The following is a 14,945-nucleotide window of genomic DNA, read 5'->3' as shown; positions in this document are numbered from 1 at the left end:
TAGGTGGGGAGCAATGAAACGTTTGGTTTTTGACGGATATCGAGCGGACCACCTGCGATAGCTGCGAGACGTTTCAGGCGTATCGCAGCTATCGCTCCGTGCGACAGCATCAAGCCGCAGCCGCCCCATCCAGCGCCGGATAGTCGACATACCCGCGCGCATCGCCGCCGAAGAACGTCTCGCGCCGCGCGTCGTTCATCGGCGCGCCGGTCTTCACCCGCGTCACGAAATCCGGATTCGCCAGCACCATCTGCCCGTACGCTTCGAGGTCGGCCAGCCCCGACGTCACGTCGGTGCCGATCGCGTCGCGCGTGCGGCCCGGACGGTTCAGGATCAGCGTGCCGTTCCAGCGCGCACGCAGGTCGGCCAGCAGCGCTTCGTTGCCCTGATGCATCACGTGCAGGTAGGCGAGGCCGAGCCGGTCGAGTTCCGTCGCGAGGTGGCGATACAGGTCCGGCCCTTCCGCCCCTTCGTCGAGGCCGCCCAGCGTATTGCCGGGCGATACGCGGATGGCCGTGCGATCCGCGCCGATCTCGTCGGCGATCGCCGTGGCGACCTCGATCGCGAAGCGCGCGCGGTTCTCGATCGAGCCGCCGTACGCGTCGGAGCGCGTGTTGGCATTCGGCGCGAAGAACTGCTGGATCAGGTAGCCGTTCGCACCGTGAATCTCGACACCGTCCGCGCCCGCCTCGATCGCGCGGCGCGCGGCGATGCGGAAGTCGTTCACGGTCTCGCGCACTTCGTCGAGCGTCAGCGCGCGCGGCGCGGGGATGTCCAGCATCCCCTTCATCGTGAACATCTGCGCATTCGGCGCGATCGCCGACGGCGCGACGGCCTGCCGGTGATGCGGCGTATTGTCGGGATGCGACATGCGCCCGACGTGCATCAACTGGATGAACAACCGGCCTCCATGTGCATGCACGCGGTCGCTGATCGCCTTCCAGCCGGCGACGTGCGCGTCGGTATAGATGCCGGGCGTCGTCAGGTAGCCTTGCCCGTCGTCCGACGGCTGCGTGCCTTCGCTGACGATCAGGCCGACGCTCGATCGCTGCGCGTAATACTCGGCGGCCCATTCGCCGGGCGTGCCGTCGAAGGCGGCGCGGCTGCGGGTCATCGGCGCCATGACCAGGCGGTTTTCCAGCGTATATCGGCCCACGCGGACCGGGGTGAACAGTTGGCTCATGATGCGTCAGCTCCTCGAGATTCGGGATAGCGGCGCCGGGTCGGTGCCGCCTCGGGCGCCGGCCGCGCACGGGTGTGCCGACCTCGCCTCCACACACCCATCATCCATTGCTTCCTTTTCGGGATAAACCCGGTAATATGGATAATATTGATCCATTGCTGGAGCAGTTGGCATGGAACTGCTGAACGACATGGCGTTGTTCGTCGAAGTCGTGAAGGCGAAGGGTTTTCGCAGTGCGGCCGAGACGCTAGGGATGCCGAACTCGACGCTGTCACGGCGCATCAGCGCGCTGGAGAAGGCGATCGGGCTGCGGCTGCTGCATCGCACGACGCGCCGGATCGAGCTGACCGAGGCCGGCCAGCTCTACTTCGAGCGCTGCAAGCGCATCGTCGACGAGGCGCGGCTCGCGCACGAGCAGCTCGGCGGGTTGCTGGCGGAGCCGACCGGCGTATTGCGCGCGTCGTTTCCGGTCGATTTCGCGGTGACCTACCTGGCGCCGCTGATCGTCGAGTTCTCGACGCATTACCCGAAGCTGACATTCGATTTCGAGCTGACGTCGCGGCGGGTCGATCTGGTGAGCGAACCGTTCGACGTGGCGATCCGCTTGGGCGAATCCGACGATTCTCAACTGATCGCGCGGCGGCTGGCCACGCTCGGGAACTACCTGTATGCGTCGCCCGGCTATCTCGCGCGCGAGGGCGAGCCGCGCACGCCGGACGACCTGGCACGGCACGCGTGCCTCAGCCTGGCGAGGGCCGGCACGTGGACGCTGCATGACGGCACGCAATCCGTCGCGGTGCCAGTGAGCAGTCGTTTCGCGGGAAACAGCGTCGGCATGCTGCGGCGCCTGGCCACGCTCGATGCGGGCATCATCGTGCTGTCCGAGGCGATCGTCGCGGACGACCTGGCCGCCGGCCGGCTGCGCCGCGTGATGCCCGCATGGGAGGGCGAGCCGATTCCGGTCTACGCGATGACGGAAACGCGGCTGCTGCCCGCGAAGACGCAGCATTTCATCGAGTTCTTGCGGGAGCGCTTCGCGCAGGCGTGACGGGCGGGTAGCCGTTCGTCGTTCAGTTCTGGACTGGTGGCGGCGGTGCGTCCAGCTGCGCTTCCCATTTCTTCAGGATGCGCACGCGTGCCTGGCTGAAATCGACCCAGCAGTTCATCCGCGCGTCTTCCGGGATCATCTGCTGCGGATTGGCGGCTTTCACGTAGTCGCAGGTGTCGTCGGCGAAGCGGGTCCAGCTTGCCTGCGACTTCGCGAGCGCGCTGGCGGCATCGGGGTTGCGCTGCTTGAGCTTGTGCTCGAGCGACCGGTACGCGCGCTCGACGGCCTGATCGTTCTGACCGAGTACGCAGGTCCGCACGTCGTTCATCGTCAGCGCGTGTTTCTCGCAATCGACGGCGGCAAACGCGGTGGTGTGGCCGATCGCCAGCGCGGCGACGGCAAGGAAGCGGGTGGCGTGGCGCATGCGCGTCGATCGAAGGGGGAGACTAGTTGGCGCGGGCCGACGTCGGGCTCGTCCTTTCGCTGACCGGCACCATGCGGGCCTTCGCATTGTTTGCGGGATTCACGGGATTCGAGGCTTTCACGTCGTCGTCAGGTTCAAGCACGAAGCGGAACGAATCGACGCGCTGCATCACCTTCGCCGCATACGCGTTCGAACCGCCGCTGTAGCTCCTCAGTCCGGCCCGCACGTCGCCACCGGCCGCCCTCACGTAGCCCGACAGGATCGCGGAGCCGACTTCGACGTTCGCGTTCGGGTCGGTCAGGTCCTTCACGTTGCGCACCAGGCCGCGGTGCGCGGTCGGCACGACCTGCATCAGCCCGGTCGCGCCATGCTGGCCGCGCGCCTTTTCCTGGAAGCGCGATTCGATCGAAATAATGGCGTAAACGAGTGCGGGAGGCAGCGAATATTTCGTCGCAGTGACGCTCACGATATCGGCGAGCTTCGCGGCCCGTTCCTTCGCGACGCCGAACTTCTTCGTCAGGTAGGACGTGATGCGGCGGTTTGCTTCGTTCGGCTGATCGTTGGCGTCGGCGAGCGGCGCGGAGGCGACGGACGGCGCCGATGCGGCTGCTTCGGGCGCGGACGCAGGCAGTGCGGGCGCTTGCTGCGCCGACGCTTGTTGCGCGATGCCGAGCGAAAGCACGATCAGCCAGAGAAACCGTCGCATGGTGGAGTGCGGGGAATGGGAAGGCGCCTAGTATATCGGCCAATTGCCGCCGGTGGTCGAGTGCCGGTTCGAATGAAAGCGGCATGTAGGCTTGTGTCGCGGCGAGCCGATCGAGGAACCGATCGTTGCGCGGACACGCATCGGAGTCCGGACGAACGCTAGTTGATGATCTCGCCGATGCCGGTTTCGATGCGGATTCTGAGCTGCTGGATGAACGCCGGATCGTAGGGTTCCCAGCTTTCGAGTTCGCCGACGATCTTCAAAGGCGATGTGCTCCGGTACGATCGCGTCGGATTGCCCGGGAATTTCTTGTCCGTGACGTTCGGGTCGTTTTCGAATTCGCCGGTGGGTTCGACGATGTAGACCCGCGGTCGGCCGTCGCCTTTGGCCATTTCCGCAGCGAGGCCAGCGCCTTTGGGCAGGGCCGTGAAGTAGATGTGATTCATCACGACGTCGTCGCGATAATTCGATCGGAAGCCTGCCGTCAGCAAATCGCCGATCCGCAAATCCGCTTTCGTGCCATGAAAAAACGGGCCGGTGTCCGAAACGGTCATGGTTTCTCCTTCCAAAAGTCGCGCAACGGCTTCTACGCGCGCCGTGCGGCCGCCACCCGTGCAATCGCGCCGATCGCATCGCTGACGAGCACCGCGAGCAGCCCGACGATCACGCCGCCCTGCAGCACGAACGCGGTGTTCGACGTCTGCAGCCCCGCGATGATCACGTCGCCGAGCCCGCGCGCGGCGACCGTCGAGCCGATCGTCGCGGTGCCGAGATTGATCACGACCGCGAGCCGCACGCCGTTGACGATCACCGGAAACGCGAGCGGCAGCTCGACCGACACCAGTTGCTGCCAGCCGCTCATCCCCATCCCGCGCGCGGCGTCGACGACGTCGCGCGGCACGTCCTCGAGCCCCGCGATCGTGCTTTCGAACACGGGCAGCAGCCCATACAGCACGAGCGCGATCAGCACGGGCTTCAGGCCGAAGCCGACGGCCGGCACCGCGAGCGCGAGCACCGCGACGGGCGGGAAGGTCTGGCCGATGTCGACGACGCTGCGCGCGACCGGCAGGAAATCCGCGCCCCACGGCCGAGTGACCGCGATGCCGGCCGCGACCGCGACGATCGTGCCGATCACGCTCGACAACGCGACCGTGCCGAGATGCGCCAGCGTGAGGTCGAGCAGGCTCGCGCGATCGTAGATGACCGGCGCGCCGTTGTCGGCGAACGGCGCGAACAAGCCTTGCAGCCAGGCGGGTCGCAACAGCAGCACGAGCAGCAGCGCGAGCGCGGCCGCGCGTGCGAGGTAGGCGGGAAGTGCCGACCGCCCGGGCCGCGTGCTGCCGTGCGTCGTCATGCGGGCTTCCTTGCGTGCGCACGGATCGCATCGAGCGTGATGCGGCGCGTGTTGCGGCCGTCGCCATCTTCCACCGGAAGCACATCGACACCGCGCCACAGCAGCTCCGACACCGCATCGCGCAGCGTGCGCGTCGCGGCGATCGGTTCGCCGTCGGCATGACCGGGTTCGGCCACCGCGTCGATCGGCGTCAGCGCGAGCAGGCGCAGCGGCCGGTCGACGCCGGCGACCAGCTGTTCGACGACGCCGGCTGCCGGCTTGCCGAGAATCTCGGCCGGCGCAGCGACCTGCAGCAGCCGGCCGCCGTCCATCACCGCGATCGTGTCGCCGAGCTTCAGCGCTTCCTCGATATCGTGCGTGACGATCACGACGGTGATGCCGAGGCGGCGCTGCAAGGCAAACAGGTCGTCCTGCGCCTTGTTGCGGATGATCGGATCGAGCGCGCCGAACGGCTCGTCCATCAGCAGCATCGCGGGCTCGGCCGCGAGCGCACGCGCCACGCCGACGCGCTGTTGCTGCCCGCCCGACAGTTCGTGCGGCAGCTTGTCCGCGAACTCGGCCGGCGCGAGATGAAACAGGTCGAGCAATTCGTTTACGCGCGCGTCGATGCGATCGGCCGTCCAGCCGAGCAGGCGCGGCACGGTCGCGATGTTGCGCGCGACGCTCCAGTGCGGAAACAGCCCGTGCCCCTGGATCGCATAGCCGATGCCGCGACGAAGCTGCTCGGGCGCAACGGTGGCCGTATCGACGCCGTCGATGCGGATCGTGCCGCTGGTGGGCGCGATCAGCCGGTTGATCATGCGCAGCAGCGTCGACTTGCCGCTGCCCGATGCGCCGACGAGCGCGGTGATCGTGCCGCGCTCGATCGTCAGCGAGACGTCGTCGACGGCGACGATATCGCCGAAGCGTTTGCCCGCACGTTCGATCTCGATCATCCTGCACGCCCCTTCGCGAGCGTGGTCGCGGCTTCGAATATGACGGCCGCCACCAGCGCGAGCGCGATCGTCGGGATCGCGCCGAGCAGCACGAGATCGGCGGCCGATTGCCCGATCCCCTGGAAGATGAAGGTGCCGAAGCCGCCGCCGCCGATCAGCGCGGCGACCGCGGTCAGCCCGATGTTCTGCACGAGCACGATGCGCACGCCGCTCAGGATCACCGGCAGCGCAAGCACGAGATCGACGCGCAGCAACCGCTGCGCGCGCGTCATCCCCATCGCGCGCGCCGCTTCGGTCACGTGCGGCGGCACCTGGCCGAGCCCGACCACGACGCTCGACGCGATCGGCAGCAGCGAATACAGGAACAGCGCAAGCACGGCAGGAGCGACGCCGATGCCGCGGATGCCGAGCGCGGCCGCGAGCGGCACGTGCGCGGCGAGCAAGCCGAGCGGCGCCATCATCAGTCCGTACATCGCGATGCTGGGGATCGTCTGCACGATATTGAGCACGGGCATCGCGACGGTACGCACCGCCGCGATGCGCGCGCAGGCGATGCCGAGCGGCACGCCCGCGACGAGCGCGGCCGCCACCGAGCCGCCGGTGAGCGACACGTGCCGGATCGCCTCGATCCAGAAGTCGTCGCTGCGCACCGCGTATTCGCGCATCACGGAAAGGCCGTCCCACCAGCCGCTCGCGAGCGGCACCGAAATCGCTGCTATCGCGACGACGAGCGCGGCGAGGCGCCGCCACGGGCCGAATGCGAGCCGCGCGAGCGCATCCGCGACGAGCACGGCCCACGCGAACAGCAGCAGCCAGACGCCGGAGGAGGGCGATACGCGGGCGAGCGTGTCGTCAGGCGCGACGAGGTGCGTCGCGGCCGCGCCGACCGCGTACGCGAGCGTGGCGAGCCACGCGCAGCCGGCCATGAGGCGCCACGCGGGGCGGCTGGCCGTCATCGCCCACAGCGCGCCGACGATCCACAGCGCGGCGAACCCGGCGCCCTGCAGGGCCGGCAGCGCGGCGAACACCGACAGGTCGGTGCCGGCCGCGATGCGGTTCGGCCGCAGCACCGCGAACGGCAGGCCGAGCACGGCGACGATCGTCAGGACCCCGATCAGGATGCCGACCTTGTCCGCCGTGATGCGCCGCGCGGACGCTGCCGCGCGATCGGTCATTTAACGAAGCCCTTCGCTTTCAGGTAGCTTTTCGCGACGCCGGCGGCCGGTTCGCCGTTGATCTGGATGCGCGCGTTCAGCGTCTGCAGCGTCTTCAGGTCGAGGCTCGCGAACACGGGCTTCAGGTAGTCGGCGATCTGCGGGTGCGCTTTCAGCACGGCTTCGCGGATCACCGGCGCAGGCGCGTAGACGGGCTGCACGTGCTTGTCGTCGTCGAGCACCGCGAGGCCGCTCGACGAGATGCCGCCGTCGGTGCCGTAGACCATCGCGGCATTCACGCCGTCGGTCTGGTTCGCTGCGGCCTTGATGGTCGCGGCCGTGTCGCCGCCGGAAAGCACGACGAGCTGGTCGGGCTTCAGCTTGAAGCCGTACGCCTTCTCGAACGACGGCAGCGCCGACGCGCTGTTCACGAATTCGGCCGACGCCGCGAGCTTCACCTTGCCGCCGCCGGCCACCCACTTGCCGAAATCGGAGAAGGTCTTCAGGTGCTGCGACTGCGCCACCGGTGCGAGCAGGGCGACGCCCCACGTGTTGTTCGCGGGCGCCGGGGTGAGCCAGACGAGATGGTTCGCCGCGTAGTCGAGTTGCTTCGCGGTGTCGTAGCCCTGGCTCGCGTTCTTCCACAGCGGATCGTCCGCCTTGTTGAAGAAGAACGCGGCGTTGCCGGTGTATTCGGGGTAGACGTCGATCTCGCCGCTCGTGAGCGCCTTGCGCACGATCGGCGTGGTGCCGAGCGCGATCTTTTCGGTGACGGGAATGCCGTGGGCCTTCAGCACCTGCGCGATGAGGTTGCCGAGCAGGTTGCCTTCGGTGTCGATCTTCGACGACACCACGACGGGCGTGTCGGCATGCGCGCCGGGCGCGACGATCGCGGCGGCGAGCGCGAGGCCCAGGATCCGGGCGGGCAGGGCGAGCTTCATACGGGCCAATCTCCAGGACGAGGGCGTACGCCGAAAGTTACTTGACTGAGCCGGCTTTGGCAAACCACGTGCGGCGGCGTGCCCACAGCCCGTGTGGGGATTACCCGCATCCGTGTGGCAGGCTTGTTACACTGAATCCGTTCCCGCCTTGCCGACACTTCCTGACATGAAGCCCGAGTTGCTGGTTCTCATCGCATTGCGCGGCGACGCGCATCGCGAGATCGCCGCGTCGTTCGACGTGCGCTACGCCCCGACATCCGACGAACGCGAACGTGCGATCGCCGAACACGGCGGCACGATACGCGCGGTGCTGACCAACGGCAGCACGGGGCTCACCGCCGCCGAAATCGATCGTCTTCCGCAACTCACGTTCGTCAGCGCGCTCGGCGCCGGCTACGAGCACATCGATGTCGCCCATGCGAAGACGCGCGGCGTGACCGTGGTCACGGGCGCCGGCACCAACGACGATTGCGTGGCCGATCATGCGTTCGCGCTGCTGCTCGCGGCCGTGCGCAACGTCGTGCAGCTCGATGCGAAAACCCGCGCGGGCGTGTGGCGCGACGGCCTGGCGATGCCGCCGAACGTGTCGGGCAAGAAGCTCGGCATCGTCGGGCTCGGCAAGATCGGCGAGAAGTGCGCACGCCGCGCGGCCGGCTTCGACATCGAGATCGGTTATCACAACCGGTCGGAGAAGAACGTCCCTTACCGCTATTTCGATCGCGTCGACGCGCTCGCGCAGTGGGCCGATTTACTGATCGTCGCGACGCCGGGCGGCGCGGGCACGCGGCACCTGATCGATCGCGCGGTGCTCGACGCGCTCGGCCCCGGCGGGTTCGTCGTCAACGTGTCGCGCGGCAGTGTTGTCGATACCGCTGCTTTGGCGGACGCGTTGCGTGAAGGACGCATCGCGGGCGCGGGGCTCGACGTGTACGAAGGCGAACCCGAGCCGCCGCGCGCGCTGACGGATCTCGACAGCGTCGTGCTGACGCCGCACATGGGCGGCTGGTCGCCCGAGGCGCTCGATCGGTCGGTGCGGCAGTTCATCGACAATGCCGAGCGGCACTTTTCAGGGCGGCCGGTGTTGACGCCGGTGTGAGCGGCGCCGGGACGATGATTCGCCGCCCACCGTTTCGTCCGGGATCGATGTCGGCGTTGAGAGGCGTCCCGCGACGGTCGAGGGCGGGTGCGCAGCGCTATCGATCGATACGCAGCACGAGCTTGCCGGTCGTGCCGCCCGACTCGAGCGCCGCATGCGCGTCGACGATCGCGTCGAGCGCATAGCTGCCCCCGATCAGCGGCTTCAGTGCACCGGTGGCCAGCAAGCCGAACAGCTCGCCGAGCGTTTGCTGCACGACGTGATCGGCGAGGAACGCATGCAACGCGAAACCCGACAGCGAGCGGCAGCCGAAGATGAGCGCGTTCATCAGGCTGTCATCGACCGCGAGCAACTGGCCGCTTGCCGCGCCATAGGCGACGAAGCGACCGTGCGGCGCAAGGCTGGACGCCAGCGTGCGGGCCACGGCGCCACCGATCGAATCGAACACGACGTCGGGGCCCGTGCCGCCGGTTGCGGCGCCGAGTCGATCGACCCACGCGTCGTCGCGATAGCTCACGGCCTGATCGGCACCGAGCGCCCGCACCGTCGATAGCTTCTCCGTGGAACCGGCCAGGCCGACGATCGTCCTGGCGCCGTCGAGTCTCGCCAGCTGGATGAGCATCGAACCGACGCCGCCGGCTGCGGCGGTGATGGCGACGGATCGCGCGGCCACCGGCGTCTCGCGCAGCAGCATGCGGGCGACCAGCCCCTGCAGCATGACCGCGACGGCGTCGTCGTCCGAAACGGCGTCGGGAATCGCGACGATCAGCGGAGCGCGTACCGTCACATATTCGGCATAGCCGCCGGTTCCGCTCGTTGCGCCGAACAGCGCCGCGGCCACGCGATCGCCGACCTGGAAGTCCCGCACGTTCGCGCCGAGGGCTTCGACGGTGCCGACCGTTTCCGATCCCAATATCGCCGGCAACGTCGGCGCCGGCCCCGGATAGGTACCGGCGCGTTGCAGCGTTTCCGCGAAATTCAGTCCGATGCGCGTCACGCGCACGAGGACTTCGTCGGGAGCCGGTGTCGGGCGCTCGATCACGACCGGACGGAGTACGGACGGAGCGCCGAAATGATCGATCTGAATGGCATTCATGGTGTTCACGGGGAAATCTCGCTGGATGCGGGGGCGTTGCCCCCGGGATGTGTGAGGTGTCGGGCAGGACGCGGCGTCGGCCGGATCACTCCGGCAGGGATGCCCGATCGCCGCGATCGAACGAGGCGCGGCCCGCGCCATTCAGCACGAGCGCGAGCAGGCCGCCCGTCATCGACAGGTTCATCATGAAAAAGGTCTGCTGCGTCTGGTCGCCGCCGCTATGGAAGATCACCGCGGCGATGACCGAAAAGATCGCGAGCCCGAGCGCGGCGAGTCGCGTCATGAAGCCGGCGATCAACGCGAGGCCGCCGGCGACCTCGACGAAGATCACGAGCGGCAGCAGCGCCCCCGGCACACCCATGTGCGCCATGTATTGCTCGGTGCCTGCGTAGTTGAAGATCTTGCTGATGCCCGCGCCGACGTAGACGCCGGCGATGAGGGTGCGCACCAGGACGGACAGGATGGCGTTGACGGTGGGCGTCTGCGCAGCGGTTCGGTACAGGGCGCGGTTGATCGATCGAATCATGGTGAGTCCTTGTTCGAGGGGCGGCGGATCGGCGATCCGCCGTCGTGTTCAGCGGTTGGGGTTCGGGGCCGCGCTCATGCGCGAAACGGCGGGTAGTCGGTATAGCCGGCTTCGCCGCCGCCATAGGCCATGGACATGTCTGCATGCGCGAGCGGCCGGTCGTGCCGGAGGCGTTCGGCAAGATCTGGGTTCGCGATGAACGGGTAGCCGAACGACACGAGATCGGCGTGGCCGTCGGAAAGTGCCGTTTCCGCGCGTGCTTTCGTGTAGCCGTTGTTCGCGATGTAATGCCCGCCGAACGCGTGCCTGAGCGCGCCGTAGTCGAATGCGGGCACCGCGTCCGGTGCGGCCTGAGGGACGCCTTCGACGACATGGAGATAGACCGCGAGGCCGCTCAGCCGGTTGGCGAATCGCTCGAACAGCGTTTGCGGATCGCTATCCGCGATTCCACCGAAATGCGGCGTGACCGGAGAGATACGGATACCTAATCGATCGGGGCCTGAAACGAGGCCGACTGCGCGCACGACCTCGAGTGGCAGCCGAAGCCGGTTGTCGATCGTGCCGCCGTAGTCGTCGGTCCGGCGGTTCGTGCCGTCACGCAGGAACTGGTCAAGCAGATAGCCGTTGCCGGCGTGAATCTCCACGCCGTCGAACCCGGCCTGCAATGCGGCGCGAGCGGCCAGCACGTATTGGTCGACGACGGCGGGCAATTCGGCGGTTTCGAGCGCGCGCGGCACCGGGTACGGCTGCGGGCCGGTCGGCGTATACGCGTCGCCGTCGGGCCGGATCGGCGACGGCGCGACCGGTCGTGCGCCGTCCGGCTGCAGGTCCGGGTGACCGATGCGGCCGACATGGGCCAGTTGCACGAAAATGCGGCCGCCTTCACGGTGCACCGCGTCGGTCACCTGTTTCCAGCCCGCGATCTGCGCGTCGCTGTAGATGCCCGGCGTGAACGGATAGCCCTTGCCCTGTGGCGAGATCTGCGCGCCCTCGGTGACGATCAGGCCGGCCGAGGCCCGTTGTGCGTAGTAGGTCGCGTTCATCGGGCCGGGCGCGTCGCCGGCACCGGCACGGCTGCGCGTCATCGGCGCCATTACGATGCGATTCCTGAGCGTGATGCGCCCGAGTTCGATCGGGTCGAACAGCGTCGGACGCGCAGGTGCCCGGGGCGGTGAAAGCAAGCGGTCGGTCGTCATGGTTCCATGTTCCTGTGACATTGACGGGGGACTGTCGACGCGGGGGAAGCCGCGATCGACATGGCGTGACAGGAATGTAGGGGATCGTTTCGATCCAAACAATTGGCTAGAATGGATCGTTAAAATCAATTTTCTGGATAGATCGTGGATCGCAGCCCCAATCTGGATCAGCTCCGTGCGTTCGTCGCCGTCGTCGAGGCAGGCAGCTTTTCAGGGGCGGCGCGTCGGCTCGGCAGGGCGCAATCGGTGGTGAGTTATGCGGTCGCCAGCCTTGAGGCACAGCTGGGCATGCCGTTGTTCGAGCGCGGCAGACGCCGTCCGCAACTGACGGCCGCCGGCGAGGTCGTGCTCGCCGATGCGCGTCGGCTCGACATGCTGATGGGGCAGTTGCAGGCGAAGACGGCCGGTTTGCGGGGCGGCGTGGAAGCCGAGCTGTCGCTGGCCGTCGACGTGATGTTTCCGTTGCCGAAGCTGGTCGAAGGCATGCAGGCGTTTGCGGAGGCGTTCCCGACCGTCGCACTCAACCTGGCGATCGAAGCGCTCGGCGGCGTCATGAAGCTGGTGCTCGACGGCGGCTGTGCGCTCGGCATCAGTGGCCCGATTCCGAACTGGCCGGATGCGATCGACGCGACCTCGATGGGGGCGATCGAGTTGCTGACCGTTGCGGCGCCCATGCATCCGCTCGCGTTGCGTGACGCGCCGATTCCGCTCTCGGAGGCGCGCGAGCATACGCAGATCGTGCTCACCGACCGCAGCAAGGTCACTGACGGGCAATCGTTCGGAATCCATGCGACCCGCACCTGGAAGGTGGCCGACCTCGGCGCGAAACATCGGTTGCTGCTCGCCGGGCTGGGCTGGGGATCGATGCCGATGCATCTGATCGAGGACGATCTGCAGTCGGGCCGTCTCGTGCCGGTGCAACTGGCCGACCGGCGCACGTTCCGCTACGGACTATCGCTGATCCGGCGTGCCGATCGCGCGAGCGGTCCGGCCGCGCAGTGGCTGATCGATTATTTGAGTCGCCAGGGCGATCCGAACGGCCGGCGGGCCTGACCCATGCCCGGCGGCGACCGGCCGGGCAGGCCGCCCGGCCAGCCTTGCATTCCGCGACGATCGAAGGCTGGCCGGACGTTCTGCCGTGTCAGCGACGCGCGCGGGCGGAAGTGCGTTCCGCGCGGCGCACGCCTGCTCAGGACGAAGCCAGCGGCACCGTCACCGACGTACCGGCCGGGTCCAGCGTCAGCCCGGTGCCCGGCGTCGGCCGCAGCGTCGCCTCGTTGTCGCTCGACAGCACGACGAGCCCCAGCCGGTGGCCGGCTTCCAGCTTGTAGTCACGCGGCATGAACGTCAGCTTCAGGTCGTACGGCATGCCGGGCAGAACCGGCTGCGAGACCCACTCCGACACGCGGTTACGCGGGTCGGTCCACGCCCGCGTGACGATCGTCGCCGTGCCGTCCGGCGCGCGATCGACCAGCAGGGCCGTCACGTTGGCCACGGCCGTGAAGGTCAGCCTGACGCGCGCGGTCGCCGAACCGGACAGGCGTGTCGCGGCCGTGAGCGGCGCGGTTTCGAAGCGGCTGCGGTTCTCGCCCGTCGGCGCGTTCGCCAGCGTGAGCGCGGTGATGCGCGCATCGTCGGTGAAACGCGCGAGCGGGCCGCCGGTCGGCAGCCGCAGCAGCGTGCCGGTGCCCGCGCCGTCGCCGCCCGCGAAGTACGTGACCGGCGTGGCGTGGCGCGCGGCCCAGTCCGCTTCCTTCAGCAGCGTGCCGTCCGCCTGCTCGATCACCGCGCGCGGATCGCGTTCGACGCCGTTGTCGAAACCGATCAGGTAGCGCGTAAACCAGCGGTTCACTTCCGCGGTCCACGCGTCGGCCATCGCCGGCACGCGGGTCGGGTCGGTGTGCTTCAGGCGATGCAGCCACAGCTGCGTCGGCACGCCCTGGCGCCGCATCGCGAGATGCCACAGCGTCGACTGGTCGACCCGCACGTTGTCGTCGGTGAGCCCCTGCGCGACGAGCGCCGGCGCGACCGCGTACGCGGTGGGAATATCGCGCGCGGCCCAGAACGGCGAATAGTCGCCGGTCTTGCGGTCTTCCTGCTGCAGCGCTTCGTCGATCAGGTGCGTGCAGCGCTCCGGATGCGCGTTCGTCAGCAGCGCCTTGATGTACACGTCGACGTCCTCGCCCTGATAGCCTTCCGGCGCACGCACGAGCCCGCCCGAGCGGTAGTAGCCGTACATGTTCGTCAGCCCGGCGACCGGCACGATCGCGTCGAGCCCGCGCGTGCGCAGGCTCGCGACCATCTTCGGCAGCGTGCCGTCGTACGACACGCCGTACATGCCGACGTGGCCTGTCGACCAGTTCGCGACGACCGTCTTGCCGTTCGCGTCCTTCGCGGTCGCGTCGCGGCCGAGCCAGCGGATCACCGAGGCCATCGCGACCGATTCGTCGCGAGTGAGGATCGTCGGGCAGCCGTCCGAGCCGGCGGTGCCGAGCGAATCCGCGTAGACGATCGTGAAGCCGCGCGGGATGAAGTAGCCCTCGATCCACGAGCGCCCGGCGGCGGCCGCCTCGGCCTGCTGCAGCATCCGCACCTGCGGCGCGGCGGCCATGATGCGCGCCGAGGCGCCGGTCGCTGCCGCGGCCGCCGTGGCGGCCGGATGCGGCGTGCCGTCGAGTTCGACGTCGACGTTGTGGTCGGGGCTGTCGGCGAGGCCCGCGTAGTACGGGCTCGCGAGCACGATGACGGGCGTGCGCGCGCCGTTCGCGGTTTCGGTCGGGCGCACGATGCGCACGTGGATCCGGTCGCGCGTGCCGTCGCCGTCGGAGTCGACCGGCGTGTCGACCCACGCGTTCTCCTCGATCGTGCCGCCCGACAGCGACGGCTGCACCTGGCCGTTCGCGATCACGGGCCGGTAGCGGCCGCCGCTGGCCGGGTTGGCGTACGGCACGCCCGACGGCGAAATGCGTGACGCGAGCGACTGCTTGTCGGCTGCCGAGGCGGCGGCCCCCTCCTGTTGGCCCTGCGCGAGCGCGGAGGCGCCCGCCACGCTGCCGCCGTCGTCGCCGCCGCACGCGGCGAGCGTTGCGGCCGCAACGAGCGCGGGAAGCCACGCGCGACGTAATCCGGTTCGATGAATGTCCATTGTCGACCTCTTGTTGTGATTGTCTGGAACCGGACGGCCCGCGATATGCCCCCTGCGGCCCGGCCGGGTGCTGCATCGGATGAAACGGAACTGCACCTTCGAAAGCGCCGGGCGCGATGCCCGGGTGTCACGGCCGGTGTC

The 14,945-nt window shown here is 68.4% G+C and carries 15 protein-coding genes; 3 read left to right on the top strand and 12 right to left on the bottom strand.

All coding sequences use genetic code 11. From position 1 onward, the window contains the following. Window positions 1-109 precede the first annotated feature (109 nt). Window positions 110-1,183, bottom strand: a complete 1,074-nt coding sequence (locus CFB40_RS29395) for an alkene reductase (RefSeq protein ID WP_089426782.1) — start codon at window positions 1,181-1,183, stop codon at window positions 110-112. Between the two features lie 172 nt (window positions 1,184-1,355). On the opposite strand from CFB40_RS29395, the gene CFB40_RS29390 reads away from it, so the two are divergent. Continuing rightward, window positions 1,356-2,231 (top strand): LysR family transcriptional regulator, encoded by an 876-nt coding sequence (locus tag CFB40_RS29390; RefSeq protein ID WP_089433160.1) that lies wholly within the window; start codon window positions 1,356-1,358, stop codon window positions 2,229-2,231. A 22-nt stretch (window positions 2,232-2,253) separates the two neighbouring features. On the opposite strand, the gene CFB40_RS29385 is transcribed toward CFB40_RS29390, so the two are convergent. From CFB40_RS29385 to osmF, 7 genes are all read right to left on the bottom strand, one after another. After that, window positions 2,254-2,655 (bottom strand): lysozyme inhibitor LprI family protein, encoded by a 402-nt coding sequence (locus tag CFB40_RS29385; protein WP_089433159.1) that lies wholly within the window; start codon window positions 2,653-2,655, stop codon window positions 2,254-2,256. 22 nt (window positions 2,656-2,677) lie between these two features. Then, window positions 2,678-3,361 carry a lytic transglycosylase domain-containing protein gene (locus CFB40_RS29380; protein ID WP_089433158.1) on the bottom strand — a complete coding sequence of 228 codons (684 nt, stop codon included), beginning with the start codon at window positions 3,359-3,361 and terminating at the stop codon, window positions 2,678-2,680. 158 nt (window positions 3,362-3,519) lie between these two features. Continuing rightward, complete coding sequence (gene arr, locus CFB40_RS29375) at window positions 3,520-3,915, bottom strand: NAD(+)--rifampin ADP-ribosyltransferase (protein ID WP_089426786.1); 396 nt, start codon at window positions 3,913-3,915, stop codon at window positions 3,520-3,522. Between the two features lie 32 nt (window positions 3,916-3,947). Beyond that, a complete protein-coding gene (locus CFB40_RS29370; protein ID WP_089433157.1) occupies window positions 3,948-4,715 on the bottom strand; it encodes an ABC transporter permease in 768 nt (255 codons plus the stop codon). After that, a complete protein-coding gene (locus CFB40_RS29365) occupies window positions 4,712-5,650 on the bottom strand; it encodes an ABC transporter ATP-binding protein (protein ID WP_089426788.1) in 939 nt (312 codons plus the stop codon). Before CFB40_RS29365 ends, CFB40_RS29370 begins: the two co-directional genes overlap by 4 nt. Next, complete coding sequence (locus CFB40_RS29360) at window positions 5,647-6,825, bottom strand: ABC transporter permease (protein ID WP_089433156.1); 1,179 nt, start codon at window positions 6,823-6,825, stop codon at window positions 5,647-5,649. Before CFB40_RS29360 ends, CFB40_RS29365 begins: the two co-directional genes overlap by 4 nt. Continuing rightward, a complete protein-coding gene (gene osmF / locus CFB40_RS29355) occupies window positions 6,822-7,745 on the bottom strand; it encodes a glycine betaine ABC transporter substrate-binding protein OsmF (RefSeq protein WP_089426790.1) in 924 nt (307 codons plus the stop codon). Before osmF ends, CFB40_RS29360 begins: the two co-directional genes overlap by 4 nt. Before the next feature lie 166 nt (window positions 7,746-7,911). Here osmF and CFB40_RS29350 point away from each other — a divergent pair, with 166 nt between their 5' ends. Further along, the gene (locus tag CFB40_RS29350) at window positions 7,912-8,841 is read left to right on the top strand and encodes a 2-hydroxyacid dehydrogenase (RefSeq protein ID WP_089433155.1); all 930 of its coding nucleotides are present in this window, start codon (window positions 7,912-7,914) and stop codon (window positions 8,839-8,841) included. Window positions 8,842-8,938: 97 nt separating this feature from the next. Here CFB40_RS29350 and CFB40_RS29345 read toward each other — a convergent pair whose 3' ends face one another. The 3 genes from CFB40_RS29345 to CFB40_RS29335 all read right to left on the bottom strand — a co-directional run bounded on the left by CFB40_RS29345 (window position 8,939) and on the right by CFB40_RS29335 (window position 11,659). After that, on the bottom strand, window positions 8,939-9,946 hold the full coding sequence (locus tag CFB40_RS29345; protein ID WP_089433154.1) for a quinone oxidoreductase family protein: 1,008 nt from the start codon (window positions 9,944-9,946) through the stop codon (window positions 8,939-8,941). A 76-nt stretch (window positions 9,947-10,022) separates the two neighbouring features. Next, a complete protein-coding gene (locus CFB40_RS29340) occupies window positions 10,023-10,463 on the bottom strand; it encodes a DoxX family protein (RefSeq protein WP_089426793.1) in 441 nt (146 codons plus the stop codon). 74 nt (window positions 10,464-10,537) lie between these two features. Beyond that, window positions 10,538-11,659 carry an alkene reductase gene (locus CFB40_RS29335; protein ID WP_089433153.1) on the bottom strand — a complete coding sequence of 374 codons (1,122 nt, stop codon included), beginning with the start codon at window positions 11,657-11,659 and terminating at the stop codon, window positions 10,538-10,540. A gap of 144 nt (window positions 11,660-11,803) precedes the next feature. Here CFB40_RS29335 and CFB40_RS29330 point away from each other — a divergent pair, with 144 nt between their 5' ends. Beyond that, window positions 11,804-12,712: a LysR family transcriptional regulator gene (locus CFB40_RS29330; RefSeq protein ID WP_089426795.1), complete on the top strand. Its 909-nt coding sequence runs from the start codon at window positions 11,804-11,806 to the stop codon at window positions 12,710-12,712. A gap of 136 nt (window positions 12,713-12,848) precedes the next feature. Here CFB40_RS29330 and CFB40_RS29325 read toward each other — a convergent pair whose 3' ends face one another. After that, the gene (locus CFB40_RS29325; protein ID WP_089433152.1) at window positions 12,849-14,804 is read right to left on the bottom strand and encodes a Xaa-Pro dipeptidyl-peptidase; all 1,956 of its coding nucleotides are present in this window, start codon (window positions 14,802-14,804) and stop codon (window positions 12,849-12,851) included. Between the last annotated feature and the right edge of the window lie 141 nt (window positions 14,805-14,945).

The sequence above is a fragment of the Burkholderia sp. AU31652 genome, assembly GCF_002223155.1.
Classification (GTDB): Bacteria; Pseudomonadota; Gammaproteobacteria; order Burkholderiales; family Burkholderiaceae; genus Burkholderia.
Note: the sequence above shows the minus strand (reverse complement) of the source record. Positions and strands in the feature narration are given on the sequence as shown.